This window comes from Mesobacillus jeotgali, assembly GCF_002874535.1.
GTDB classification, from domain to species: Bacteria; Bacillota; Bacilli; order Bacillales; family Cytobacillaceae; genus Mesobacillus; species Mesobacillus jeotgali.
The window spans coordinates 1,346,928-1,371,776 of record NZ_CP025025.1 but is presented as its reverse complement, the minus strand read 5'-3'; the positions used below and the strand labels follow the sequence as shown (position 1 = coordinate 1,371,776).

At 41.1% G+C, this 24,849-nt stretch carries 24 protein-coding genes and 1 pseudogene; 8 read left to right on the top strand and 17 right to left on the bottom strand.

Going from position 1 to position 24,849, the window contains the following annotated elements; all coding sequences use genetic code 11:
* Both pdhA and CD004_RS06670 read right to left on the bottom strand, forming a co-directional pair.
* Positions 1-1,116, bottom strand: a complete 1,116-nt coding sequence (pdhA, locus tag CD004_RS06675) for a pyruvate dehydrogenase (acetyl-transferring) E1 component subunit alpha (protein WP_102262044.1) — start codon at positions 1,114-1,116, stop codon at positions 1-3.
* Positions 1,117-1,707: 591 nt separating this feature from the next.
* Positions 1,708-2,385 (bottom strand): YkyA family protein, encoded by a 678-nt coding sequence (locus CD004_RS06670; RefSeq protein WP_226675567.1) that lies wholly within the window; start codon positions 2,383-2,385, stop codon positions 1,708-1,710.
* A gap of 249 nt (positions 2,386-2,634) precedes the next feature.
* Between CD004_RS06670 and CD004_RS06665 the strand changes: the two genes are divergently transcribed.
* Complete coding sequence (locus tag CD004_RS06665) at positions 2,635-2,760, top strand: YjcZ family sporulation protein (RefSeq protein ID WP_084135439.1); 126 nt, start codon at positions 2,635-2,637, stop codon at positions 2,758-2,760.
* A 348-nt stretch (positions 2,761-3,108) separates the two neighbouring features.
* Entirely contained in the window at positions 3,109-3,663 is a 555-nt protein-coding gene (gene def, locus CD004_RS06660) for a peptide deformylase (RefSeq protein ID WP_102262043.1), read from the top strand.
* Positions 3,664-3,953: 290 nt separating this feature from the next.
* On the opposite strand, the gene CD004_RS06655 is transcribed toward def, so the two are convergent.
* Positions 3,954-4,724, bottom strand: a complete 771-nt coding sequence (locus tag CD004_RS06655; RefSeq protein ID WP_102262042.1) for a Cof-type HAD-IIB family hydrolase — start codon at positions 4,722-4,724, stop codon at positions 3,954-3,956.
* A gap of 697 nt (positions 4,725-5,421) precedes the next feature.
* On the opposite strand from CD004_RS06655, the gene CD004_RS06650 reads away from it, so the two are divergent.
* Positions 5,422-5,634, top strand: a complete 213-nt coding sequence (locus CD004_RS06650) for a DNA-dependent RNA polymerase subunit epsilon (RefSeq protein WP_102262041.1) — start codon at positions 5,422-5,424, stop codon at positions 5,632-5,634.
* A gap of 3 nt (positions 5,635-5,637) precedes the next feature.
* On the top strand, positions 5,638-7,305 hold the full coding sequence (rnjA, locus tag CD004_RS06645; RefSeq protein WP_102262040.1) for a ribonuclease J1: 1,668 nt from the start codon (positions 5,638-5,640) through the stop codon (positions 7,303-7,305).
* A 36-nt stretch (positions 7,306-7,341) separates the two neighbouring features.
* On the opposite strand, the gene CD004_RS06640 is transcribed toward rnjA, so the two are convergent.
* From CD004_RS06640 to CD004_RS06605, 8 genes and pseudogenes are all read right to left on the bottom strand, one after another.
* Positions 7,342-8,292 carry a DUF4349 domain-containing protein gene (locus tag CD004_RS06640; RefSeq protein ID WP_226675573.1) on the bottom strand — a complete coding sequence of 317 codons (951 nt, stop codon included), beginning with the start codon at positions 8,290-8,292 and terminating at the stop codon, positions 7,342-7,344.
* 294 nt (positions 8,293-8,586) lie between these two features.
* A pseudogene (locus CD004_RS06635) lies at positions 8,587-10,403 on the bottom strand (ABC transporter ATP-binding protein).
* Between the two features lie 80 nt (positions 10,404-10,483).
* Complete coding sequence (locus tag CD004_RS06630; RefSeq protein WP_102262038.1) at positions 10,484-12,232, bottom strand: ABC transporter ATP-binding protein; 1,749 nt, start codon at positions 12,230-12,232, stop codon at positions 10,484-10,486.
* Positions 12,233-12,949: 717 nt separating this feature from the next.
* Positions 12,950-13,405 carry a TlpA family protein disulfide reductase gene (locus tag CD004_RS06625; RefSeq protein WP_102262037.1) on the bottom strand — a complete coding sequence of 152 codons (456 nt, stop codon included), beginning with the start codon at positions 13,403-13,405 and terminating at the stop codon, positions 12,950-12,952.
* A 68-nt stretch (positions 13,406-13,473) separates the two neighbouring features.
* Positions 13,474-14,598: an N-acetyldiaminopimelate deacetylase gene (locus CD004_RS06620; RefSeq protein WP_102262036.1), complete on the bottom strand. Its 1,125-nt coding sequence runs from the start codon at positions 14,596-14,598 to the stop codon at positions 13,474-13,476.
* A gap of 61 nt (positions 14,599-14,659) precedes the next feature.
* Positions 14,660-15,370, bottom strand: a complete 711-nt coding sequence (gene dapD / locus CD004_RS06615) for a 2,3,4,5-tetrahydropyridine-2,6-dicarboxylate N-acetyltransferase (protein WP_102262035.1) — start codon at positions 15,368-15,370, stop codon at positions 14,660-14,662.
* 148 nt (positions 15,371-15,518) lie between these two features.
* On the bottom strand, positions 15,519-16,412 hold the full coding sequence (locus tag CD004_RS06610) for a transcriptional regulator CcpC (RefSeq protein WP_102262034.1): 894 nt from the start codon (positions 16,410-16,412) through the stop codon (positions 15,519-15,521).
* Positions 16,413-16,487: 75 nt separating this feature from the next.
* Positions 16,488-17,993, bottom strand: a complete 1,506-nt coding sequence (locus tag CD004_RS06605) for an MDR family MFS transporter (protein ID WP_102262033.1) — start codon at positions 17,991-17,993, stop codon at positions 16,488-16,490.
* A 268-nt stretch (positions 17,994-18,261) separates the two neighbouring features.
* On the opposite strand from CD004_RS06605, the gene CD004_RS06600 reads away from it, so the two are divergent.
* Positions 18,262-18,513 (top strand): hypothetical protein, encoded by a 252-nt coding sequence (locus CD004_RS06600; protein WP_102262032.1) that lies wholly within the window; start codon positions 18,262-18,264, stop codon positions 18,511-18,513.
* Positions 18,514-18,616: 103 nt separating this feature from the next.
* Here the strand turns inward: CD004_RS06600 and cbpB are convergent, their stop codons facing one another.
* Positions 18,617-19,063, bottom strand: coding sequence for a cyclic-di-AMP-binding protein CbpB (cbpB, locus tag CD004_RS06595; protein ID WP_102262031.1), 447 nt, complete (start codon positions 19,061-19,063; stop codon positions 18,617-18,619).
* A gap of 152 nt (positions 19,064-19,215) precedes the next feature.
* Positions 19,216-19,452 (bottom strand): YkuJ family protein, encoded by a 237-nt coding sequence (locus tag CD004_RS06590; RefSeq protein WP_023627836.1) that lies wholly within the window; start codon positions 19,450-19,452, stop codon positions 19,216-19,218.
* Between the two features lie 185 nt (positions 19,453-19,637).
* Between CD004_RS06590 and CD004_RS06585 the strand changes: the two genes are divergently transcribed.
* Together CD004_RS06585 and CD004_RS06580 are read left to right on the top strand one after the other, a co-directional pair.
* Positions 19,638-20,600, top strand: a complete 963-nt coding sequence (locus tag CD004_RS06585; RefSeq protein ID WP_102262030.1) for an MBL fold metallo-hydrolase — start codon at positions 19,638-19,640, stop codon at positions 20,598-20,600.
* Between the two features lies 1 nt (position 20,601).
* Complete coding sequence (locus CD004_RS06580) at positions 20,602-20,841, top strand: glutaredoxin family protein (protein WP_102262029.1); 240 nt, start codon at positions 20,602-20,604, stop codon at positions 20,839-20,841.
* A 180-nt stretch (positions 20,842-21,021) separates the two neighbouring features.
* On the opposite strand, the gene CD004_RS06575 is transcribed toward CD004_RS06580, so the two are convergent.
* From CD004_RS06575 to CD004_RS06565, 3 genes are all read right to left on the bottom strand, one after another.
* Entirely contained in the window at positions 21,022-21,693 is a 672-nt protein-coding gene (locus CD004_RS06575; RefSeq protein ID WP_158651501.1) for a DUF3993 domain-containing protein, read from the bottom strand.
* A gap of 223 nt (positions 21,694-21,916) precedes the next feature.
* Entirely contained in the window at positions 21,917-22,162 is a 246-nt protein-coding gene (locus CD004_RS06570; protein ID WP_102262027.1) for a hypothetical protein, read from the bottom strand.
* 73 nt (positions 22,163-22,235) lie between these two features.
* Positions 22,236-23,444 (bottom strand): EAL domain-containing protein, encoded by a 1,209-nt coding sequence (locus CD004_RS06565; protein WP_102265018.1) that lies wholly within the window; start codon positions 23,442-23,444, stop codon positions 22,236-22,238.
* Positions 23,445-23,636: 192 nt separating this feature from the next.
* Here CD004_RS06565 and CD004_RS06560 point away from each other — a divergent pair, with 192 nt between their 5' ends.
* Positions 23,637-24,428 carry a C39 family peptidase gene (locus CD004_RS06560; protein ID WP_102262026.1) on the top strand — a complete coding sequence of 264 codons (792 nt, stop codon included), beginning with the start codon at positions 23,637-23,639 and terminating at the stop codon, positions 24,426-24,428.
* Between the two features lie 138 nt (positions 24,429-24,566).
* On the opposite strand, the gene CD004_RS06555 is transcribed toward CD004_RS06560, so the two are convergent.
* On the bottom strand, positions 24,567-24,791 hold the full coding sequence (locus CD004_RS06555; protein WP_102262025.1) for a hypothetical protein: 225 nt from the start codon (positions 24,789-24,791) through the stop codon (positions 24,567-24,569).
* Positions 24,792-24,849: the final 58 nt, after the last annotated feature.

Sequence of the window (24,849 nt, the reverse complement as noted above, 5' to 3'; positions counted from 1 at the left end):
TTACTTCGACTCCTTCTCTTTATATATTTCATACTGTTCTTTTAAGTAGTCTGGCATTTCTTCATACATGATTTCCATAAGGTCAGTTACTTTTTGCTTAGGAGTATCATCTGCTTCTTTAATAGCATTTTTGATTTCTTCTTTTGCTTTTTCGATTGTTTCGTTTTCCATATCTTCAGTCCATAGGTTTTTCTTTTCCAAGAACTTACGGAAACGTACTAATGGATCTTTCTTTTCCCATTCATTGTCCAGATCAGATGTACGGTAACGAGTTGGATCATCACCAGCCATTGTATGCGGACCGTAACGGTAAGTCATCGTTTCGATCAAAGTAGGGCCTTCGCCGTTAACTGCGCGCTTACGTGCTTCAAGAGTAACTGCGTAAACTGCAAGCGGGTCCATTCCGTCAACCTGGATACCAGGGATACCAGCAGCAACAGCTTTTTGAGCAATTGTCTGTGCAGCAGTTTGCTTTTCAACTGGAGTAGAAATCGCGAAACGGTTGTTTTGAACGAAGAAGATTGCTGGAGCTTTGTAAGCACCCGCAAAGTTGATACCTTCGTAGAAATCACCTTGAGATGAACCGCCATCACCTGTGTAAGTTACGGCAACTGCCTTTGTTCCACGCTTCTTCATTCCAAGGGCAACACCAGCTGCCTGGATGTATTGTGCACCAATGATGATTTGTGGTGAAATGACATTTACACCTTCAGGTATTTGATTACCCTTGAAGTGTCCGCGTGAGAATAAGAAAGCTTGTGTAAGCGGAAGGCCATGCCAGATCATTTGGGGAACATCGCGATATCCTGGAAGGATAAAGTCTTCTTTCTCAAGTGCAAATTGAGATGCAAGCTGTGAAGCTTCCTGTCCTGCTGTAGGAGCATAGAATCCCAGGCGTCCCTGGCGGTTCAATGAAATTGAACGCTGGTCCAGAATCCTTGTATAAACCATACGCTTCATTAATTCTTGTAATTGCTCGTCCGAAAGCTCAGGCATTGCCGATTCATTTACGACTTCGCCCTCTTCATTCAAAATCTGGAACATCTCAAATTGGCTTTCGATCTTTTCGAGCTGCTTCATTGCATCAACAGTATTGTTTTTTGTTTTAGATGCCATCAGAGCCACCTCTTCCTTTCATACTTCATGAATTTTAATTGAATATACAAAAATAGGTTACCCAATATCAGGATAAACTTCCCCGGGTTTCTAAATACATGTCAGAGCTGAATTGTTTTTTAGGGCCGATCAATCATGAATCAAGAAGTTTATTCAAAAAAACTTTGCTTGGAACACCAATTGAACACACCATTCTTTAGTTTTCCACAGATTTACTATAAAAAAACTTTTATTTCACCATTCTTATGCCGAAAATGCTGTATCAGTGAAAAATAAAAATGGATTAATACAATCCGCTCATTCGTTTTTTAGTTTACAACACGAAAATAAGTCCGTCAAATACTATGTTTCATCTTTTTTAATTTTATTCACTATCGGTATGTTATTATCTCAAAAAAGCAACTGTATTACTTTTTATAAATTACTGTACTATAATAAATTACTTTTAATTCAAACTGTATTAGTGCTGTGGTGTGAGTTCAAATAGCTTGTACTTCCCAATTGCAGACAAGACCCTTACCCCAGATCCTTAATCTGTCTTTTCAAGTACAAAACAAAAAGCCGCTAATAAAAAGCGGCTTTACATTTCACTTATTCCTGTTCCTTATCCGTGCTAACTTCTATTCCAGCTTTCTTGTAAAAATCCATTTTTTCTTGATTATACTGGTCTGTCTTTTCATTGAATTCTTTATTGTCATTCAAGACAATTTCATATACTTCATTCACTTTATTGATTTGTTCTTCGAGTTTCTCAAAGCTTAATTCTTTATCTTTAAGCATTTCATAAAGCTCTTTGTCATATTGAAGTCCTTGTTTGTAGTTTTCATATAGCTTATCATGGATTTCATATCTTTCTTTCATAGTCGACTGCAGTTCTGTTGCCTGTTTCTTTAGTTTTGAGTCATCTATTTCGTCTATGATTTTGTCAACATTCCCAAACTCTTTTTCCGATTCATCTATACTTTCTTTTTCTTTATCAATATGTTCTGCACGTTTGTCAGCTATAGCCAATGCCTCGTCTGCCAGCTTAACAATTTGATCATATTCTTTCATACCAAGTGAAATGATTTGCTCGTAAATTTCCTTTTCCTTCTTCTCCAACTCTACAAGTGGATCCTGCTGATCCTCAAACCCTTTTTCAATCGAAACGACCTTCTCAAGCGCTTCAAACATTTTTTCCTCTGGTGATTGCTTGTCCAAACACCCAGCTAGACTTAAAACTCCAGCCATCATTATAATAGCTAAACTTATTTTTTTGATTATGGACAAAATAATAACCTCCTCATTGATACCAATTTTACTATAGCGATTGCGACGTGATTTGACAATAGATATGAAATTTTGCGTGAATAATTGTTCATCCTGGAAGTGGTAACTGCTTGTCCTTTACCTAAATATATTCACTCCTCAGTGTGTTTATGCGCTGGGCTTAAGCCTATACCTTATATTTTCTTGTGCATAGGCTATAGCAATCGACCGATTTATACGGGCGAAAAATACAATTGAGGAGGTTTCCTAATGCACGGTTACGGATATGGATGTGGTTATCCCGTGGCAGGAGCAGGATATGGCAATGGATTCGCTTTGATTGTCGTGTTGTTCATCCTGCTGATCATTGTTGGCTGCGCCTGCTGGAAGTTTTAATAAGAGTGCAAGCACCTAGGTCAGCCCCGACAAGCGTTGCCCGCCTAAAACGACACATCTTTGACTTCAATGGTTGGAGCGAAGCGTCTCGAGGAGTTAGAAGCCGCAGCTAGACAAACGATTCCAGCTGCGCAAAGCTACCCTTCTCGCAAGATATTCGAGGTAACACTACAGGGATGAAAACTGGCCAGGGGCTTGCACTGAACATGAACACTTCTTAGTGCTATATGCTTTCTAATGCAGTTAGGAAAAAGGGAGGGCTAGTCCCTCTCTCTTTTAATATTTCTAGTTAACTTTTTACTGTTCATTTGTTAGACTTAACATTATTACATACCAGAGGTGAAGTTAATGTTGACGATGAATGATATCGTCCGTGATGGACATCCCGTGCTCCGAGAAGTCGCGGAAGAGGTTCCTATGCCTCCTTCACAGGAAGATAAGGCAGTGCTTGAAAGCCTGATTGAATATGTTAAAAACAGCCAGGACCCTGAAGTTGCACAAAAACATGGGCTTCGTCCCGGAATCGGTCTTGCCGCACCACAAATAAATGTATCGAAAAGAATGATCGCTGTTCATGTAACAGATGAAAAAGATAATTTATTAAGCCATGCCCTTTTCAACCCAAAAATCATCAGCCATTCGGTGGAACGTTCCTATCTTGCAGCTGGTGAAGGTTGCCTGTCAGTTGATGAGTCGATCCCTGGTTATGTGCCGAGATATGCCAGAATAACTATAAAAGGGGTAGACCTTGAAGGAAACGAAGTCAAGCTTCGACTGAAAGGCTTGCCAGCGATTGTATTCCAGCATGAAATCGATCATTTGAATGGCATTATGTTTTACGACCACATTAATAAACAAGACCCATATGCCGACATTCCTGATGCAAAGCCAGTTGAAAGATAAAAGCCGAATCCTGAGTGATTCGGCTTTTTTGTGGTTTTAACTGCCTTAGTTTTTCGGCTTATTCGTAGTCCATTTGTGACAGGTTTCCGGTTTTACTCTGTAAGCCTGTCTGAATTCCGGTAGTTTCTTGACAGCTTTTCTCCTAATGGGCTTGAAGCAGTCTTAATTCCTGCCTATTCTTGACAGCTTTTTCGGTTTTCCTATTCATCCTGTCATAATAACCATCACTACAGAACATTATCAGGCACATCACATCAAACCTGTTTCGTTTTATCTGGAATTGCAATGGTCTAAATCAATTTCAGCTCTTTCAACCCATGCCAGATACCGTCGTCATCTACATCTCGGGTTACTTTGTTCGCCAGCTGCTTCAGTTCTGGAACGGCATTCCCCATGGCTACTCCAGTGCCGACTGCCTTTAGCATTTCAAGATCGTTGAGTCCGTCACCAAAAGCGTACACATCTTCCGGCTTAAAACCTAATCGATCTACCATCTTCTTTATCCCCTCCGCCTTAGATCCTCCTGCTGGGAGAATGTCCACTGAAAATGGATGCCACCTGATAAATGTGAATTCGGGATAGGTCTCCCGGTAATACTCTTCTTGTCCTTCTTCACAGAACAAAAGTGTTTGATAAAGGTCTCGATCTACATAAAACTGGTCATCATGTTCTGGATGGGCGAACTTCAGACCTCCAAGGCTTCTTTCAATGTAATTGTGGTGCTTCACTGAGGATTTCATCGTCCTATGGTTCATAAACACGACTGGATGTCCCTTATCTGATGCTTCTTGATATATTTCTTCTATCTTTTTACTGTTCAAAGGATTTTGGTAGATTGGCTCCCCTTCAAATACAACATATTGTCCGTTAAAACTCACAAATGAATCGATCTCCAGCTCTTTTCTAAGGCTTTCGAACATGAATGGAGCTCGTCCTGTAGCAATGGCTACGAAAACCCCATTTCTCTTCAATGTTTCAATTCCCTCTTTAGCAGAGGCTGGCAGGTTTTTATCATGGTCAAGCAACGTACCATCAATATCAAAAAATACAATTTTACTCATGATCTTCTCCTTTGATGCTTTTCTTGAAAGTATTTTCTTATTTTCCCCAAAGGCTCTTTTCATAATATTTGTTAAAAACAGAAAGAAAGCAACCTTTTCTTTTATATGTAGTAATCACGGTAGTCTATCAAATTCACTGGTGCGTGTACAGAAATTAGAAAACAAAAACTGTGTCAAAACAATGACAATTTATGACATTCCATCAATAACCATGAAAAATTTTGCTATTTCATCATATAATATAAACAAAAAGATAGGAATTTGAAAAATAATCTTTGCTAAACTTTTCCTTGTTTACTTTACTTTGGACAAGGATAGTTTAAAATAAGAACTAAGGAGATGATCCACTATGTTAAAGAAGCTAAGAAAGAAGCTTTTAAAACAGTGGAAAGATTTGCTTCGAAAAAAAACAATCGCTTAACTTTTTGAGCCCTTCAAACTTGCGAAGGGCTCCTTCCTTATTGTAAATTGGTTAATAGCGGAAAACATGGCAGGATGGATAATAACAATGGAAACATTGTTAATTTTTATATATGGCTTATTTCGAATATTATTTTGACAGAATTATGCTTTACCTACTTATTAAAGTTCGTCTACCTTTGAATTTTCCAGACCGGGAATCGCATAAACCTGCAAAACGTTTCATCGAAAATTGCCTATAAAATAGAAAATGTTAATTTAAGGAGAGAGATTTTTAATGATTTTTAAAGTTTACTTCCAGGAATCAAACAAGCAAGTACCAGTTCGCGAGAAAACGCAAACTATTTATGTAAAAGGTGACTCCGAGAGAGATGTACGGACAAAAATAGCTGACCGCCAATATAATATTGAATATGTCGAGGCAGTTGAGGGTAACTATTTTGAGTATGAGAAGCAAAAAGAAGACTTTGAAGTATTGGAGATCGAATAATTTATGAAATTCGTTAAAAATGACCAAACAGCCGTTTTCGCGCTCGGTGGACTAGGCGAAATCGGTAAGAACACCTACGGGGTGCAGTTCCAGGATGAAATCATCTTGATCGATGCCGGCATTAAATTCCCAGAGGATGAATTGCTCGGCATCGATTATGTTATCCCAGACTATTCGTACTTGGTAAAAAATGAAGACAAAATCAAAGGCCTTTTCATTACACATGGACATGAGGACCACATTGGCGGCATTCCTTATTTGCTGCGTGAAATCAATGTCCCTATTTATGGCGGTAAACTCGCACTTGGCCTGATCAAAAACAAGCTTGAAGAACATGGACTTTTGCGAAAAGCAAAACTGATCGAAATTAAAGAAGACGATATCATCAAGTTCCGTAAAACATCAGTCACTTTCTTCAGGACTACACACAGTATCCCTGATTCATATGGTGTCGTAGTGAAAACGCCTCCTGGGCAAATCGTCCATACTGGCGATTTCAAGTTCGACTTTACACCAGTAGGCGAGCCAGCCAATTTGACCAAAATGGCTGAAATAGGCAAAGAAGGTGTCCTTTGCTTGCTATCGGACAGCACGAATGCCGAAGTTCCTCATTTCACGATGTCTGAGCGCCGTGTTGGCGAAAGCATTCATGATATATTCCGAAAAGTGGATGGGCGAATCATCTTCGCTACTTTCGCTTCCAATATCCATCGCTTGCAGCAGGTAGTAGAAGCAGCAGTTGCTAACGGAAGAAAAGTTGCAGTATTCGGGAGAAGCATGGAATCAGCTATCAATATCGGACAAGAACTAGGCTATATCACTGCGCCAAAAGATACATTCATAGAAGCGCAGCAAATCAACAGACTCCCTGCTAACCAGGTTACAATCCTTTGTACTGGAAGCCAGGGCGAGCCAATGGCTGCATTATCAAGGATTGCGAATGGTACTCACCGCCAAATCCAAATTCAGCCTGGCGATACTGTTGTATTCTCATCTTCACCAATCCCGGGTAACACCATCAGCGTTAACAGGACCATCAACATGCTTTCCCGCGCAGGGGCTGATGTTATCCACGGATCATTGAATGACATCCATACTTCAGGTCATGGTGGTCAGGAAGAACAGAAATTGATGCTTCGCCTGATCAAACCAAAATACTTCATGCCAATCCATGGTGAATACCGCATGCAGAAGATGCATTCGAAACTTGCTACTGATTGTGGGGTCCCTGAAGAGAACTGCTTCATCATGGATAACGGTGAAGTACTTGCTCTTGGCGATAATGAAGTTAGCGTCGCTGGGAAGATTCCTTCCGGCAATGTTTACATTGATGGAAGCGGGGTTGGCGATATCGGAAACATCGTTCTTCGCGACCGCCGAATCCTTTCCGAGGAAGGCCTTGTAGTTGTTGTGGTTAGCATCAATATGAAGGAGTTCAAAATAGCAGCAGGTCCAGACCTGATCTCACGTGGATTTGTCTACATGAGAGAGTCCGGTGACTTGATCAATGATGCGCAGAGCCTAATCAATAAGCACTTGAATAAAGTGATGGAAAGAAAAACGACTCAGTGGTCCGAAATTAAAAATGAAATCACTGATACTCTTGCACCTTTCCTTTATGAAAAAACAAAACGCCGTCCAATGATCCTGCCGATCATCATGGAAGTATAAGCAAAAACCGTTGCGATTGTCGCAACGGTTTTTTTGTTAGCTATTTGAATCAATATTGCTATTTTGTCTTGTACCTGCCTTCCTTCTAATATAGAAAATGATAACAGCAATAATTCCTCCTACTATTAAAAGGATTGGAAGGTTTCCAATCAGGAATACAACGATTCCAGAACCTGCTGCCAGCAAGAAGTTAATATTATCAGCAAACTGCTTTTTTATTTTCTGCCAGGTGTTCAGTTTGTCATTATCTATTTTAGGGACTGGCACTTCATTTTCTTGCAGGGTGATGGTTACAGTCGAAAGTGCTGTCTGGTTTTCGAGGAACTTCTTTCTGCCCGCTATTTGTTCAATCTGTTCTTGGACATCCGCTAAGTCGGATGAGATCTTTAATAGATCCTCAGTTTTTTGCGCTTGCTTCATGAAATCGAGCAGTCTTGCTTCAACAGCCTTCTTTGATTTCAACCGTGATTCCAGGTCAACATACTCCTCTGTAACGTCCTGCCCGCTTACGTGGCGATTGTTTACTTGGACTGAAAGACCCTCAGCATCATTCAAGAACGCATTAAAATGCTCCTGGGGAATCCTGAACGTCATCGTGCCACTTTGCTGTTCGCCATCATATCGATTTGAATTGGACTGTACAATATATCCATTGTACGCTTTTGCTTTCTGTTCGAGAGCATTTCGCGCTTTTTCAAAGTTATCCACTCTGATATCCATTTCTGCATTAAAGATGACCATCCGCTGAGCAGCTGATTCATCTATCTCTTGGCTGGCTTGACCCTCTGCTTTCGATTTCTCTCCAGCATCAGCAACTTGTTTTTCATCTTCCGAAAAACCAATATCCTCACTCACATTTTCCATGTCAGAAGCAGAATTCATATCACCTTCAGAACTCATCTTACTATCTTCCTGTGACATGCCGCCGCTGCAGCCGCCAAGTAGGAAAATAAACATAAGACCCATTAAAAACATCTTCTTTAACAATGAAAAGCCCCCTTGAACACTTCTATTTATGAATTTGACGGTAACTCTGTTAAAAAGTTACAGATTGCTTGATCAAGTGGTCGCTACAGTTTTTTCAGTTATATGTTGACTCTATTTCTAACCGCGAAATATCATAAACGCTCTCTTCTTTGGCACATAATCACTCTTCTTGTGACCGAAATAAAAGGACTGGTCACATCTAGGCCATATGTCCTCTTTGCTGTTCATCACGACCTAGAATCGCTTCTAATTTAATCACAAAAAAAAAGCCTTCACAAAGAAGGCTTTCTACATTTACACTGCATCTAGCATATTGAATTGCGCTTTGACAAGATCATGATATTCTCCCTCGAGCTCCATGAGCTGAGCATGATTGCCTCGCTCGATGATCATCCCATTCTCTAGCACGAAGATATTATCTGCTTCCCTGATTGTCGACAGTCTGTGAGCAATTATGATTGCCGTTCTCCCTTTCAACAGGGTTTTCAATGCCTTTTGGATCTTCACTTCAGTTTCTGTGTCGATGCTTGCCGTCGCTTCATCCATGATCAGGATCCTTGGATTGGCTAGCAATGCCCTTGCAAAGGAAAGCAGTTGTCTTTCACCGACTGAAAGGATATTTCCCCTCTCTTCCACTTCTGTTTTATATCCATTCGGCAATTTCTTGATGAACTCTGACGCCCCTACCGCTTCAGCCGCAGCTCTTACTTCTTCTTCTGTTGCATCCGGCCTGCCAAAAAGAATGTTATCGTATATCGTTCCAGAAAAAATAAAGGTATCCTGTAAAACAATACTGATATGCTTCCTTAGACTGCCTATCGAGACTTCTTTTAGGTCATGATCGTCAACCAATACCCTTCCCGAGGTTGGATCATAGAACCGGCTGATCAAATTTGCGATTGTCGTCTTCCCGGACCCTGTATGACCAACGAGGGCAACCGTCTGTCCCGCCTTCATTTCGAGGCTGATCCCCTTAAGCGCTGTTCGCTTGTCATCGTATGAAAAGACCACTTTTTCAAATTTAATTTCACCTCGCATATCCTCAAGTTCAACCGGATGATTTGCCTCAGAAACAATTGGCTTTTCATCAAGAAATTCAAAGATACGTTCCGATGAAGCCATTCCCATCAATAACTGGTTATATACCTGGCCCAGTCTTGAGATTGGTTCCCAGAACATACCAAGATAAAAGGCAAATGAGACGAACACACCAATTGAGATTGTTCCATCTTGGATTAAACTCGCTCCATACCAAATCAAGACAGCTGTTCCAAGCGCGTTCGTCAATTCCACCATCGGACGGAACATCGCATTTTTCTGTGAAGCAGATTTCCAGCTTTGGAAGGTCTCATCATTGACTCCGTCAAAAAACGCCATGTTTTCCTTTTCCTGAGTAAAAGATTGTGTAACCCTGATCCCCTGGATACTTTCATTCAAGTGGGAGTTTAACTTCGATTGTTTCATGCGGACATCCTGCCAGGAACGTCTGATATTTTTTCTCAACTTTGTAGAAATCAAGAACATGATCGGTAAAATAATCATGATTGCCAGTGTAAGCTGAGGACTTAACGAGAACAAAATAAAGAAAATACCAATCAGCAGAACGATGTCCATCAGTAAGTTGATGACACCGTTAGTGAATAATTCCTGGAGGGAATTGATATCATTCATGATCCGCACAAGTATGGACCCTGCTGAGCGCTGGTCAAAAAAGCGATGGGAGAGATTTTGCACATGTGTGAATAAGTGTTTTCGCAAATCATATATCACATTTTGGCCCAATTGGTTCATCCAGCGTATCCTGAATATATTTGCGACATAGGAAGCCGTATACAGTCCTCCTATTAGCGCGACGAGCCAGAAAAGCATGGTGGCATCTTTGTTTTTTACTGCTCTATCCAGCGTGTATATACCGATCAAAATTGGAATAACCAGCCTTACCGCTGTCGTGATCAATACCATGGCAATCGAAAGCGGAACAAGATTCTTCTTGTATGGCAGCATATAACCGAAAAGCCTTGACATCTGCTTCCAGTTAAAAGGCTATCAATAACCTGGTCATTAGAATAATGGAACCTTTTCAAAACTTGAGAGTTTCTTTTATTGCTCAAAACCTTCCCCCCTGTACATTGTAGATAACTGGTGCTATGCCTAAAATGACGAACAGATATCAATCTTATAACGTTTTATCTCAACCAGTTTGCGATACCTTTTCGCGGTCTTTGAATTGAATATCATAAATTTTTTGATATGTTCCACCATTCTTAATCAGTTGTTCATGGGTTCCTCGCTCAGCAATTGACCCATTTTCAAGCACGAGAATTTCATCCGCATGCTTCAGGGAAGAAATACGGTGTGCAATGATGAAGGTCGTTCGTCCCTTCATAACTTCCAGTAATGCTTGTTGGATCTTGAATTCAGTTTCCATATCTACTGCACTTGTGGCATCATCAAGAATTAAAATACTTGGATTGACACAAATCGCCCTTGCAATCGCAATTCTTTGCTTTTGGCCTCCAGAGAGCCCCATTCCTCTTTCCCCCAAAATCGTATCGTACCCATCCGGGAGCTCCATAATGAAACTATGTGCCTGTGCACGTTTTGCTGCAGCAATGATTTCCTCCATTGTAGCTTCAGGATTGCCATAAGAAATATTAGCTTTGATTGAGGAAGAAAATAGGAAGGATTCCTGTAGCACAATCCCTATATTGCTGCGAAGTGATCGAATTGAATAGTCCTTTACATCCAGACCATCGACCAACACCTGGCCTTCGACTGGCTCGTAAAACCTTGTCATAAGCTGGGTAATGCTTGTTTTTCCTGACCCTGTCGATCCAATCAGCCCAATTGTCTGTCCAGGACGAGCTTTAAACGTTATATTGTATAAAGCTTCATTTTCGTCATCACCATACCGGAGTGTTACATTATTGAACTCTACATCTCCTGAAAGCTTTTCAATTTTTAAGGCTCCACGCTTCTCTTCAATCTCCTCATCAGCCTCAAGTATTTCTAACAATCTTTCACCCGAAGCTTTTGATTGGGAAAATAGATTAACAACGAAACCGAGATTCATGATTGGCCACATAATGTACCAAACGAGACTGTAAAAAGCCACCAACTCCCCAGGGAGTAAGGAATCATTCATAACAAGGAAACCGCCATAACCTAAAAGCAGGACAACACTCAAATTCCCCAAGAACTCCATTAATGGGAAATACTTCGCCCAAATTTCTGAAGTGAATAAGTATTGATCTTTATAATTTCCATTCGAATCATTGAATCTGCCAATCTCATAATCTTCGCGAGAAAGAGATTTTACCGTGTTGATTCCGCTGATATTCTCCTGGACTTTTGTATTCAGTTTCCCAAACGATTTTCTTATGCCCCTGAACGCCGGGTGGACTGCCCTGTCAAACTTATATACAACTACCGCAAGAAAAGGCAGTGTCGCGAGTGTCACAAAAGTCAATGAAATAGAATAATAGAACATAACAGAAAAGCTAATTCCAATTAAGAGGACAAAACGAATCAACTCAGAGAAGCCAAAGCTTAGGAAGAAGCGGAAGCCTTCTACATCTGCAGTAAGCCTTGACATTAAATCTCCTGTCTTCGCATTATCGTAATACCGGAACGAAAGGAACTGAAGCTTTTCATATAGAGAGTTTCTCAGCTTATAGACAGAGTGAATCCCGAACAGGTCCCCTGTATATTGATAAATGTAAGTACAGATTCCTTTCACGACCATTGACCCTACAAAGCCTGCAGCCAGAAGCGGAATCAAATCATAGCGACCTCCAATGACTGCTTCATCAATGGTAAGCTGCAGAATCATCGGATAAACGACTGTGATAGCTGTTACAACCAACATAAATAATATTGACCATATGAAATAATTTTTAAAAGGCCAATAATATTCCTTTAACTTTTTGAATGTCTCCATTCATTTCCCCCCTTTGGAAAATTAGAGATTCTTTTGGCAAGTAATTTTCGTTCCTCTTTTCACATCCTAATTAACATCCCCATTTAAGGCTGTTTCCGCCTTCTTTGTGTCTTTTCGTACATGCTCTAACACCGCATTAATAATGGTATCGTTGCTTATTTCAAGAAGACTTCTGAACCAAAATAGCATTTATACAGGTTGAGATAGCAACAAAGTTTACGAATAGAGCATGGTAAAAAGAAATGCACGTATACATTAATATATCGAGTTTCGAAATATTTTTCCAGTACTTTGTTAGAATTTTTTTATTTTTTTGTATATGTGAATTATCTGATATTAAAAGGTAAAGAGCAGCTCCCATAGTTATGAATGTGAAAATGTCCGTTAGAATTACTCTAACGGACAAACTTGTGATCTTTATGAAGTAATGCGTCGGTTAGACGGCCTCTATCGGACAAACCCGGGGTCTTTATGAAGTAATGTGTCCGTTAGAAGGCCTCTATCGGACAAACTCGGCGCCTTTATGAAGTAATGTGTCCATTAGACGGCCTCTATCGGACAAACCCGGCGTCTTTATTAAGTAATGTGTCCGTTAGAACATCTCTATCGGACAAATTCGTCACCTTTATTATGAAATGTGTCCATTAGACGGCCTCTATTGGACAAACTCGTGCTCTCTCTAAAGAAATGTGTCCATTAGAATAAGAAAGCTTCCCTTTATTCTTCCTTTTCCATTTCTTCGAGTACCCTGTCCACGCGCTTTTCCAGCATCTTCAGTCCGCTGCCGCCAGCCTGGAAATGTCTTAACAGACCGTTTCTGTCAAAAAGATAGTAAGCAGGGACATATTGGTTTTCAAAGGCAGCTGTCAGTTTATGTTCATCATCAATGAATATGGGCTGTGAAATCTGATGTTCTGCTGCTACTTTTTTGATTTCTTCCATATTCATGTCTTTATCGGATCTGGGCATATGGACAGCCATTACATTCAGTCGATCTTTATAATTGTCACGAAGTTCATTCACCGATGGCATCGCGACCTTGCATAGATGGCAGCTGATCGACCAAAAATGAATCAATGCCGGATTTTCACCAACCAGCTGATTCCTGGTAAACTCTCCATTTAACCATTCAGTGGCTCCGGATATTTCAGGCATAGGCTGACGCAGTCTCATATCGAACACCTCTTTTTTGGTATATCTATTTCAACGACACTTTAAAACGGATTGACAATATCATTGGTTTAATTGCTTTTATACTCAATATACTTGGTCAGCAAGTTAATTGCTGCCTCGATGGCGTCCTCATCCGGGTCCAGTCTGGCATGATGAAGTCCCTGGTCCGAATTAACACCGAGCCAGAACATGAAGCCAGGAATCTCTTTGAGCATATAACCAAAGTCTTCACCCGTCATGGCTTCTTTACAAACTACCACGTCGATATTTTCTCTTTCCTCAGCAAAGGCGATAAATTCTCGTGCCAGTCCTTCATTGTTATAAACTTGATGATACATGGCTCCATAGTCAATTGAAGTCTTACATTGATAACCTACTTCGATCCCTTTTACGAGTGCTTCAATCCTTTCCTTCACTCTTGCCATTGATTCTACAGACAGAGTGCGGATTGTACCTTCCAGTCTTGCTGTTTCAGCGATTATATTTTGTACTGTGCCTCCGGTGATTTTGCCGATTGTAACAACAGCACTGTCAAGTGGATCAACATTCCTGGAAACAACAGACTGAAGCTGGTTCACAAGTGCACAAGCTGCAACGACCATATCATTAGTCTGGTGCGGATAAGCAGCATGCCCGCCCTTCCCCACAAGATCAATGAACAGTTCGGAAGTGTTGGCAAAAAGCAGACCTTCTCTAGTTGCAATCGTGCCAACTGGATATTCTGGTGCAATATGCAAAGCTATAATCATATCAGGCTTCCATTCCTGCATGATATCAGTCTTAAGCATTGGCTCAGCACCACCAGGTCCTTCTTCTGCAGGCTGGAAAATGAACAGTAAATTGTCATCAATCGGATGAGCAACGAAGTAGGAGATCAGTCCAAGCGCAATGGACATATGGAAGTCATGCCCGCATGCATGCATTTGCCCTTCATGAAGTGATTTGAATTCCAAACCAGTTCCTTCCGTGATCGGAAGACCGTCGATATCTGCTCTGTAACCAATTGTCTTATTAGGATTACTTCCCTTAATCCTGACAAAAATTCCAGTCTTCCATGTCTTAATTTCCAAGGTGTCCTGAGGAAGACTGCTTAAATAATCAAGGAGATACGCCTGAGTTTTGAACTCCTTGAAACCCAGCTCAGGAATTTGGTGCAAATCTCTTCTAATTTTTACGAAAGTAGTAGAATCCATAGAGTTCTCTCCCTTTATAAAAGAAAGCGCGGACCATATATCCACGCTTTCTTGCTTCCTATTAAAGCTGGCGAAGCTCCTGCTTGATTTCAGTTTTAGATTTCGTTTTTTCGTCGATTTCCTTAATCACGCGAGCTGGTGTTCCAGCTACCACTGTATATGGTGGCACATCGTCGATAACAATTGCGCCTGCCGCAACAACTGCACCCTTGCCTACTGTTACACCCTCAAGGACAACTGCGTTTGCTCCGATTACTACATCATCTTCAACTACGACTGGCTTCGCTGAAGGTGGCTCAATAACACCAGCAAGCACAGAACCCGCACCGATGTGGCAGTTCTTTCCGACTGTTGCACGTCCGCCAAGTACTACGTTCATATCGATCATCGTGCCTTCGCCTACAACAGCACCAATGTTAATTGAAGCGCCCATCATAATAACGGCATTATCGCCGATTTCCACCTGGTCCCTGATAATCGCACCTGGTTCAATACGAGCCTTGATATTTTTCATATCTAGCAAAGGAATAGCTGAATTCCTGCGGTCGTTTTCAATGACATAATCTTCAATCTTAGCCTGGTTAGCTTCGATTGCGGGATTGATTTCAGACCATTCTCCGAAAATTACACCAGTGTTGCCTGTGATGAACGTCTTGGCATTCTCGCCAAAATCGATTCCTTCAAGGTCACCTTTAATATATACCTTTACCGGAGTGGCTTTTTTGCTATTTTGAATAAACGAAATAATTTCATTAGCATCCATCATTTTCATAAACTTTGCCTCCAATTATGTATGTATTCTTGGCCTCTCCCCGTTAACAATTTGCTCTTACATAGAATTAATGTGCTAAAGCAACAGCGTGGAAACAGCCTTTTCTAAAAATTACTTTAACAAACAAAAGTTTTTAAAACAAGAAAAACTATTTATCTGTTTTCTTGGATTCAACTATATGTTCTTTGACGATGTCAATGAAGGCCTGGACCTGCTTTAACCGAAAAGCTGATTCATACCCAAGAAGCCAGGTGTCCCTTCCCAACGGCTCATTGTTTTCGTCGTGAAGCGGGACTTTAAAAATGTCCTTTTCCGCACCATTAAGTGTTATTGCCGGAAGAATTGCGTAGCCGATACCGTTAAAGGTCATTTGTTTGCAGGTTTCAATCTGGTCTACAATGATTGTCCTTTTTGGCGCCGTCTGGAATTGCCGTAACCACCAATCCTGTATTTCCTGGTAGTAGTTAGAATCACTTTTAAACTGGATAAACGGCCGGTCTGTTTCCAATACTTGTTCAGGGCTCGTTATTTCCGTGTCCACCAAATACAGACTGTCCTTGAATAAGTGAATTTTGACACCCTTCCAGTCTGGTGTGCCCCTGATGATTCCTATGTGTACCTGATCTTCATAGAGTGCCTTTGAAATTTCACTGCTCCACCCAGTAACAAGTGAAATTTTAGCCTGCGGGTAACGGTTTACATATTTCTTCAATACCTGTGGCAGCCAATTTTGACCGACAATCGAAGCTACAGCTATTTTAAGGGTTCCATACACCTCTGAATTTAATGCATGGATTGATTCCCTGGCTTTATCCTCTCTGGCAATTGTTTCATTAACAAATTGTATTACGACCTCTCCAGCAGGAGTTAAAGTCAGCCCTTTTTGTGACCGGAGGAAAAGCTTGGTACCCCAATCCTTCTCTAGCGATTGGAGCCGCTGTGACAAAGCTGGCTGTGATACGAATAATCTCTCCGCGGCCTTCCTCATATTCATTTCCTGTGCAAGCACAGATAACAGATGAAACTCTGAAATAGATGACATAACTGAACCTCTTGATAAGATTTTCTTATATTATAAATGAAGTTTTATCCTTTTACATTATAGAAAAACTGCAGATCACTCTGCAGTTTTCTCCTTTTTAGGCAGGAATAAGATGAACAGCATACTGACAATAGCAAAAATGAATACGACAATGTAAACCGAATGAAGAGCATTTGTCAGCGCATCCTGAAGGATTGTCTTTAACTCTGCCGGGAGCTTCATCCGTTCTGATTCATTGAGCAGAACATTTGCTGTATCTATAGTCAGATCCTGTTCTTCTGCTCCATTCTTTTTCATATAGCTCAGAATGCTGCTATTAAGTACTCCACCAAGCAAGGCAGCTCCTACAGTATTGCCCAGGTTCCTCATGAACATATTTGCTGCCGTTGCGATTCCTCTTTGCTGCCAGGCAACTGTACTTTGGATGGAAACAATGAATGCCGTACTAGTAAGACCCATCCCCACTCCAACGAAAAACGACCCTGCTGCAGCCCATAATGGACCTGCTTCAGGTGTCAGGGTGACGAACAGGATACTTCCGAGAATCAATGCCGCACCACCAAATAGAGAAGTCTTGCGGTAGCCGATACTCAAGAGCAGGCGACCGCTTACAGCTGCTGCGATTGGCCACCCTATTGACATGGCCGTCAAGGTAAAACCAGCCACAATCGGGGACCTCTCCATGACTCCCTGAACAAAGGCTGGCAAAAAGCTTGAAATACCAATCAGCATAACACCGGTTGTCAAGGAAGTCATATTCGCGATGAAAATAGACCGTTCACGCCAAATATTAAATGGCATCATCGGCTCTTCTGCCCTTCTCTCTTGAAAAATAAAGAGAATCAAGGTCAGAACACTCAAGCCAATAAGGCCGATGGTTTTTGGTGATGACCAGGCCCAATTTGCTCCCGCTTCGACCAGGACAATCATCAGTGAACTAATCGCCACAGTAAGGAGCACTGCTCCAGGATAATCAATCTTATGTTTCTTTTTCTCAATATCTTCATGAAGATAAAGCCAGAGACCCGCGATGGCAAGGATACCGAGCGGGACATTGATCCAGAAAACATATCTCCAGCTTGCATATTCCACTAGCAAGCCTCCAAGCGCCGGCCCCGATACAGCTGAAATTCCCCATACGCTGGAGAGATACCCCTGGATTTTCGCCCTTTCTTCTCTTGAATAAATGTCACCTACAATTGTTGTCGCAATCGGCATGACCGCACCAGCACCAAAACCCTGAATGAATCGGTATAAAATCAGCATCTCCATCGTTTCGGCCGTCCCGGAAAGAATCGAACCGATCAAGAAAATAATAATCCCAAATGTTAAAATTGGTTTCCTGCCAAATAAATCGGATAATTTCCCATAGATAAGAACAGTAACTGCATTCATAAGCAAATACGCAGAGAATACCCAGCTATATAATGCAAAACCGCCCAGGTCACCGACGATTGCCGGCATAGCAGTCGAAACAATCGTTCCTTCAACAGCTCCCATAAACATGGCAAGCATGACCGTCGCCAGGACAAAAGAGCGTTTCGTTTCTTTCTTGTTCATTTTTTGTTCAGCTTGTCCCATTTGCACACCCTCTAAAAGAAAAGCACAAGCACCTTGCTCAGCCTTGACAATCGCTGCCCGCCGATAACGCCACGTCCTCCCAAAAGCTACCGCTTTCGGTCGTGCGATGAATCGCTTCGAAGCTTCCTTATCCTGTGGCTGGCGGGTCTAGCACATCGTGTGCCTCAGAGGGCCGAACGGTGAAGTCGCTCTTTGACTTCATTGTGCGGACCGAACTCGAAAAGCGTAGGCGACTGCCCAACTCCGACAAGCGCTGGAGGGCCTGACAGTGAAGTCGTTCTTTGACTTCATTGGCAGGACCGAACTCGAAAAGTATAGCCGACTGTCCAGAAACGCAGAAACTGGAGACTCCGACAAAGAAGCGCTTTTTGCTTCTGCCGGCGGAGTTGAAGTTTCGGAGTTTCTAGGAGGCGACACTAGACAAGCGTCTCGAGAGTTAGGAGCCGAGCTAGACAAGCGACTCGAGCTGCTCAAAGCTAACGCTTCTCGCAAGATAATCAAGGAAGCCGCATCAGGATGAAAACTGGCTAGGCGCTGGAGCTAGACACTAATCTAAGTAATAAAGTTTATTCTTTCTCACTAAAAGTAAAAAATTCAGCCCCCGTATGCGGGAGCTGCATGATTTAATTTTTATTATACCTTTTAACTTGCTTGGTCAATTTCAGCAATACGGTCCGTCTTGTCAGAATACCTTCAAATATTCCAGAATCATCTTCTATACAGAGAAAAGGGTGATCTACAAGAAGGTCTAAGGAGGATTGAAGAGTTGAGTGGATGTTGATTCTTGGTATTTTCGAATTCATAGCTTCTTCGACTCGTTTTTTCTCAAGTTGCTCAAACTCTATTCTCTCCAGGCCGAGAATTGAATCCATTATAATAGGTGTACTGATTAAACCCATTAGACGATAATGAGGATCAAGGACAGGAATCGCAGTATACCCACTCTTTGTTAAAACAAGAAGAGCATGCTCAAGGCTATTGCCGACTTGGACATGGGCTACACGTTCAGAAGGTATCATCACGTCTCTAATTGACACTTCCAAAAACTCACCGCTGTAAAGACTAATCATGGCGAAAACTCCCTAAAATGGATTTCTTTCCATTACATTTTATCACAAAATGAATGAAGGCGCTTTTATTTAGTTTGCTTCAAGAAAACAAGGATATTATCCCGAATTCAAAACAAAAAAGGACCACAGATGGGTCCCATTGTTATTGAAGATTACTGAATAAGATCAAAGATCTCGATTGTAATCATATCAATGTTGTCGAATTGATATTTCTTAGGCTTTTCTTTGTCATTGTATATTTCCAATTCGTATGTTTCAGTTTTTGGATGGTATGTAACCTGGCATTTACGCTCACCATTCACTTCAAAAAAGCGTTGAGCAGGTTCTCCTCCATTGGACTGCTCTTGCAAATTCTTTAAACGAGTGATTATTCCCTGAAGCTGTGACATTATGCTCCCTCTCCTTTCAAAACAAAAACCAATAACTTATAAATAGATTTTGCAATTGGCCAATTTATATCCATGTAAAATGATTTCAGAATTTTCTATACACAATTCTTTACATGTCAATATTAACAGAATAAAATAATGTCAGACGATGTACAAGTAAAAGCTTCAAGAAAAGGAGTGATTTTTTGAAAAAACCAGTGCAACTATCCGAAAATGTCTATCTAATCGATGATTTTGATTTAAGTATCGCGGAACGCACCGGTACATATGTTTTAACGGAAGAAAAAGTAACACTTATAGAAACATCTGCAAGTCCCTCGATTCCCTATATCCTTGAAGGCTTACAAACACTAGGTGTAACTCCAGCCGATATCTCATACATAATTGTGACACATATTCACCTCGACCATGCAGGGGGAGCGGGATTGCTGCTCCAGCAATGCCCTAATGCTAAAGTAATCGTTCACCCAAAGGGTGCCAGGCATCTAGCTGACCCTTCAAGATTGATTATGGGAGCCAAGGCTGTATATGGTGAAAAGTTTTCGCAGCTATTTGACCCGATCGTTAAGATTCCCGAAGAGCGCCTGGTGGTTAAAGGCGACGGTGACACACTGAGAATCAGCGAGACACTGACACTTGAATTTCTAGATACTCCAGGCCATGCAAACCACCACTTCAGTATCTATCATCCGCTAACAAAAGGGATTTTCTCTGGTGACACAGCCGGTATTTTCTATCCTCAGCTTGATCGCGAAGGCATAGAATTCTACCTGCCTACGACCTCACCGAACCAGTTTGATCCGGAAAAGATGCTTCATTCCATAGGCCGTTTTAAGGAACTCGGAGTAGAGCGAATTTATTTTGGACATTATGGCATGTCAGAAAAACCATCTGAAGCTTTCAGGCAAGTGGAGAGTTGGCTTGAAGTTTTCGTTGAAGAAGCAAGAAAGGTAGTCCTGGAGGAAAAGAATCCAGAAAAGCAAGTTGAGTACATTACACAGAAACTTTATGATAAAATTAAAACTCACTTGAACCAGCTGGGACTGCCAGAGCAGCATCCGATATATGATCTGCTATATCTCGATGTAAATGTGAGCTCCATGGGGCTGGCTCATTATTTGAACAAGAATACAGGAGGAACCCATTAAAATGAACGACATCATTGTTTACACCCAAAACGATTGCCCTCCTTGCCAAATCATTAAAATGTTCCTGACTGAATACGGCTTTTCCTATGAAGAAAAAAATATCAACGAAGATGAAAAAAGCAGGCAAGAGCTTACCGAAATTTACAAGTCTTATTCCACACCAACCATCGTGATTGGTGAAGAAATCATCACAGGCTTTGACCTCGAGAAGTTGAAAAAGGTTCTGGATATTAGGGAATAAGGCACAAATGTCATGATTGATTAAAGGAACGGGGTTCGTTTAGTACGGTTACTCTTTATAGAATTACCTACGCTTGCAAAAAAGCGAAGCGCCAGGAACGAAAATGTTTTAATAAAGCCATAAAATCAAAAGCGTGAAATCTCATATTGGATTTCACGCTTTGTATATTTGTATCCGTTTTTATAATAAACCGAATAATAATGTCCTACTCTCATTCTTAAAGATTACACCTAACTCCATGAATGTCTTCAGCGTTGAGAAATTCGGTCCAAATACCATTTTCCCGATCGCAGACTTTTCTTCGTTCTCAGGGTTTGCAGCCTGTTGCTGCTCCTTCGCTTTTTCAGGATAGGCTCTATTGATGACTTCCTGTGGAACCTCATCATACAGGTAATCAGCTACCTTCCAATTACCAGTCTCTTTAACGAGCTTCAAGCCTTCATAATGATCTTCATAGCTTACAGGGCCTTCCGTATTGCCAGGGAAAAACTCGACTACATAAATTTCATTCTCCATTTCCACGACCTTTGTTTTTTCTGAAAAGGCGTAAAACGGAATATAATATAGAGCAAAATCCGTACCATAAGTCTGGTACTCATTTTCCTGTCCTACCACATTCTCTTCTATGAATCGGGACTTATAGTCGTCTGTAAAATAAGGATCCAATACTCCTTCAATTTCTTCCATGGTCCTGCCTTTTTCACTTAAGGAAACCTGTGAATCAAATGCCTTTCCGAGGAATGCGAAAACTTCTTCCCTGCCATCCAAATCTGACTTGGCATATGCATTGGCCGGTACCAAAAATAATAAAAACGATAAAATCAAAAATAATAGCTTTAATTGCTTGTCCATTTTCTCCCCCTCCTCCATGATGACTAGTAAATACAATTTTACCAACATTTACCCTATTTGATTACGAAATTCATTCGTAAAATAACATCAACATCTGACAGAAAAACCTGTTTTTCAATATCAATTTACCCTTATCTGACTCGAACTAACGCATATGTTAAAAAAAATGTAGTTTTATCCGGTGACTTTTCATTTTTACCAAAAAAAAACCCCCGTTTGGAGGTTAATATCCAGTTCCAGTGGTCACCGCAAAGTACACGACGAACAACAGGGCTATGGAGAGAACAATTATATATGTCAAAAAAATCGGGTTGCGGATATAAGCGTGCTCCTGGACAGCACCAGGGATCTGGGAATCCAGATTGCCTTGAGCCCTTTTCTGTCCCTTTCCGAAAGTCCAGGTATAGAAAAGGCCAGCAACCAACACCCCTGCACCTGCCAGTAAAAGCATTGTCGTATATATGCTCAAGTTAAATCCCCCTTATAGAAGGCTGTATATATAAATTGTGCATATTCCGTTTTACTATGCTCTTTTCGGCTTGTTAAAATAACCCTTCACGTTGATTAAGAAAGGAGGCACTCAAATCAACAAATAAAAATTCTGTACCATTTAAAGGCAGCGAAAACGTCCGAATGACCTCCCCTGTTTCGATATCACTGTAGCGGTCTGACAGAATCCCTTTTTTTCCTGTCCTCATTCTAATGATATTCTCGAGGAAGTAAGGTCTCCAACTCCAGTTCTTACCCTCGTATACGGGCTGCAGCAGCCACTGATCTCCTGTATTATAAAGGTTCGGCGATAGCTGAAAACCATCTTCGTCACATATATACATCCGGAAGGCTATTCCATCAAGGCTGTCTCCAAGGGACATGAGGAACTCGCTTGGATTTTGCCATTTTTTATTGCGGTTTATCAGCTCCTGGAACTTTGTGTGCAACTCGATTCTCAAGTCAAAAAAAGAATGAAGCCGCTTCTTCTCGGATAGAATAAACCCATGAATTTCAGACTTTAATTTCTCCCGCAGGATATCCCTTTCAACTAATCCCCTTTGAGGTTTAATCAGATAGAACCCTTGATAAAATCTTCCTCCGTTCTTCCAGGCAAACTGCAGCTGGTAAGGAGTTTCGATGTTTTCAAACAATAGGGTTGCTCCAATTTTACGCGCGAGAATTGATAAAGAATGGAGGACATCGAGATAAGCAGGACCAGAGTTATTGGACCTAAGAGAGGACATATCAATTTTTAGGATTTCAGGTTCAATACCTGCTATGCGCTCAAAATAGCTGCTTTCATTGCCGACTTTATCCATCGCGATTTTAATCCCAAAGGATTTGTAGTAGTTGATTAGATGCTCTATATTACCTTGTTCGTTGGAGACAGAAATTTCAAGAACAATTTGCTCAGATTTGACTCCCTTTTCCTGGTACGAAAGAATCATTTGTAAAAATCCTTCTCCATCGTCCATCATCAATAATCCCGCATTCCTGTTTATAAACCATAAAAGCTCCTGTTCCCCTGATTGAGAGGCAACATCCATCGCTTTGGTAAAAACGACATTCTCAACTTCAATCCGATACTCTTCCGGGATCGTATCATCCTGAAAAAAAGACCCAAGACTTATATCATCATTTTCGTTAATATACCGGCCCAATACTTCATATCCAATGATTTTATGCTCATCTGCATTAAAAATCGGTTGAAAAAAAGGAACGACATGTTCAAGGTTAGTTAAAATATCCAGAGCATCCAATTCAAACTGAAACCTCCCTTCAAAATGCAACTGCTTGCCAAGCTTTTCGATCATTTTTCTACTCATTAATGTGATATGAATGATTTTACCATAATATGAGTATTCCCTCAGTTACACTGTTTCCAATTTCCTCATGTCATAAAATCATCTTTTAAACCAAAAATAAAGATAGGCTTATGGAAGGATGATGACATGAAAACGTGGCATTTCATCGGCATTCTTCTTCCATTGCTTGGATGCAGCCACGGCTCGCCCGCCGAAAACGAAGCACAAATGCAGAAAACATTGAATGAACAAATCATGACGAATGAAAGTCCTGAGCCTATTCAGGAAATGGCGGTCCCAAACTCTATTCAAAAACAAGAAAAAAAACTGCAAGAGCAAAAAAGCAAAGCGTTAATGAACGTACCCTTGATCAAACAAAATCCAGAGTTAAAATACGGTTGTGAAGTAACCAGCCTGGCGATGGTGCTGAAATATGCCGGAGCTGATACGGATAAAATGAAGCTTTTCAATGAGATAAGGAAAGATAATGATCCTTTGAAGAGATCAGCAAACGGAGATATTTTGAGCTGGGGGAACCCTGCTGAAGGTTTTGTTGGAGATATGACCGGAAAGCAGGCAGGTTACGCGGTCTTCGATAAACCAATGATTGATTTAATTAATCGGTATTTACCAGGCAGAGCCGTCAATTTGACAGGCAAAGATTTTAGCGAAGTACTTGCACATGTATCTGCTGGTTATCCTGCAGTTGTATGGACTACCGGCGATTATCGACTGCCCGACCGGTGGGAATCCTGGACGCATGGCAATGAAGTCATTAAAACGCCACTAGACCTTCATGCAGTAGTCCTGGTCGGGTTCAATGAAACAACGGTCTATTTGAACGACCCTCTGTCTGGCCGAAAACAGGTGCCAGTAAACAAGACTGGCTTTATAGAAACATGGAAAGCGATGCAGTCAAGAGCAGTCAGTTACCGTTAAAATATGGGATAAGGCTGGATTTTATTTCGGCCTTGTCTTTTTTATATGTTCCGTGTGCACGACTCAAATGTCTCATGAGCGGGTTGCCCCGAGGAAAGCCGATTCAGGTGGAAAGCAGGCTGCAACAAAAGCGACTTTTTAGTTTTCTCTCCTCTTTTTTTCAAGTGATCTATGAAGCTTTACTAGTGAATGGACGATGGTCCTTTTCTTATTTACACCTTTTGCGGCAGCACTTTCGCCATTAAAGATAGCTACTGCATTCCCCCACGTTCCTAAACGATTAAAACCATAAACAAAAACCTTTATATATCCATTTTTTGCGGGAATAAATATCATTTCCATCCTAATATCATAATCATCCATCAACAACACCTCGAATTCATTTACCTATAAAGGACTAGTGATATTTCCTTCCTCTTCC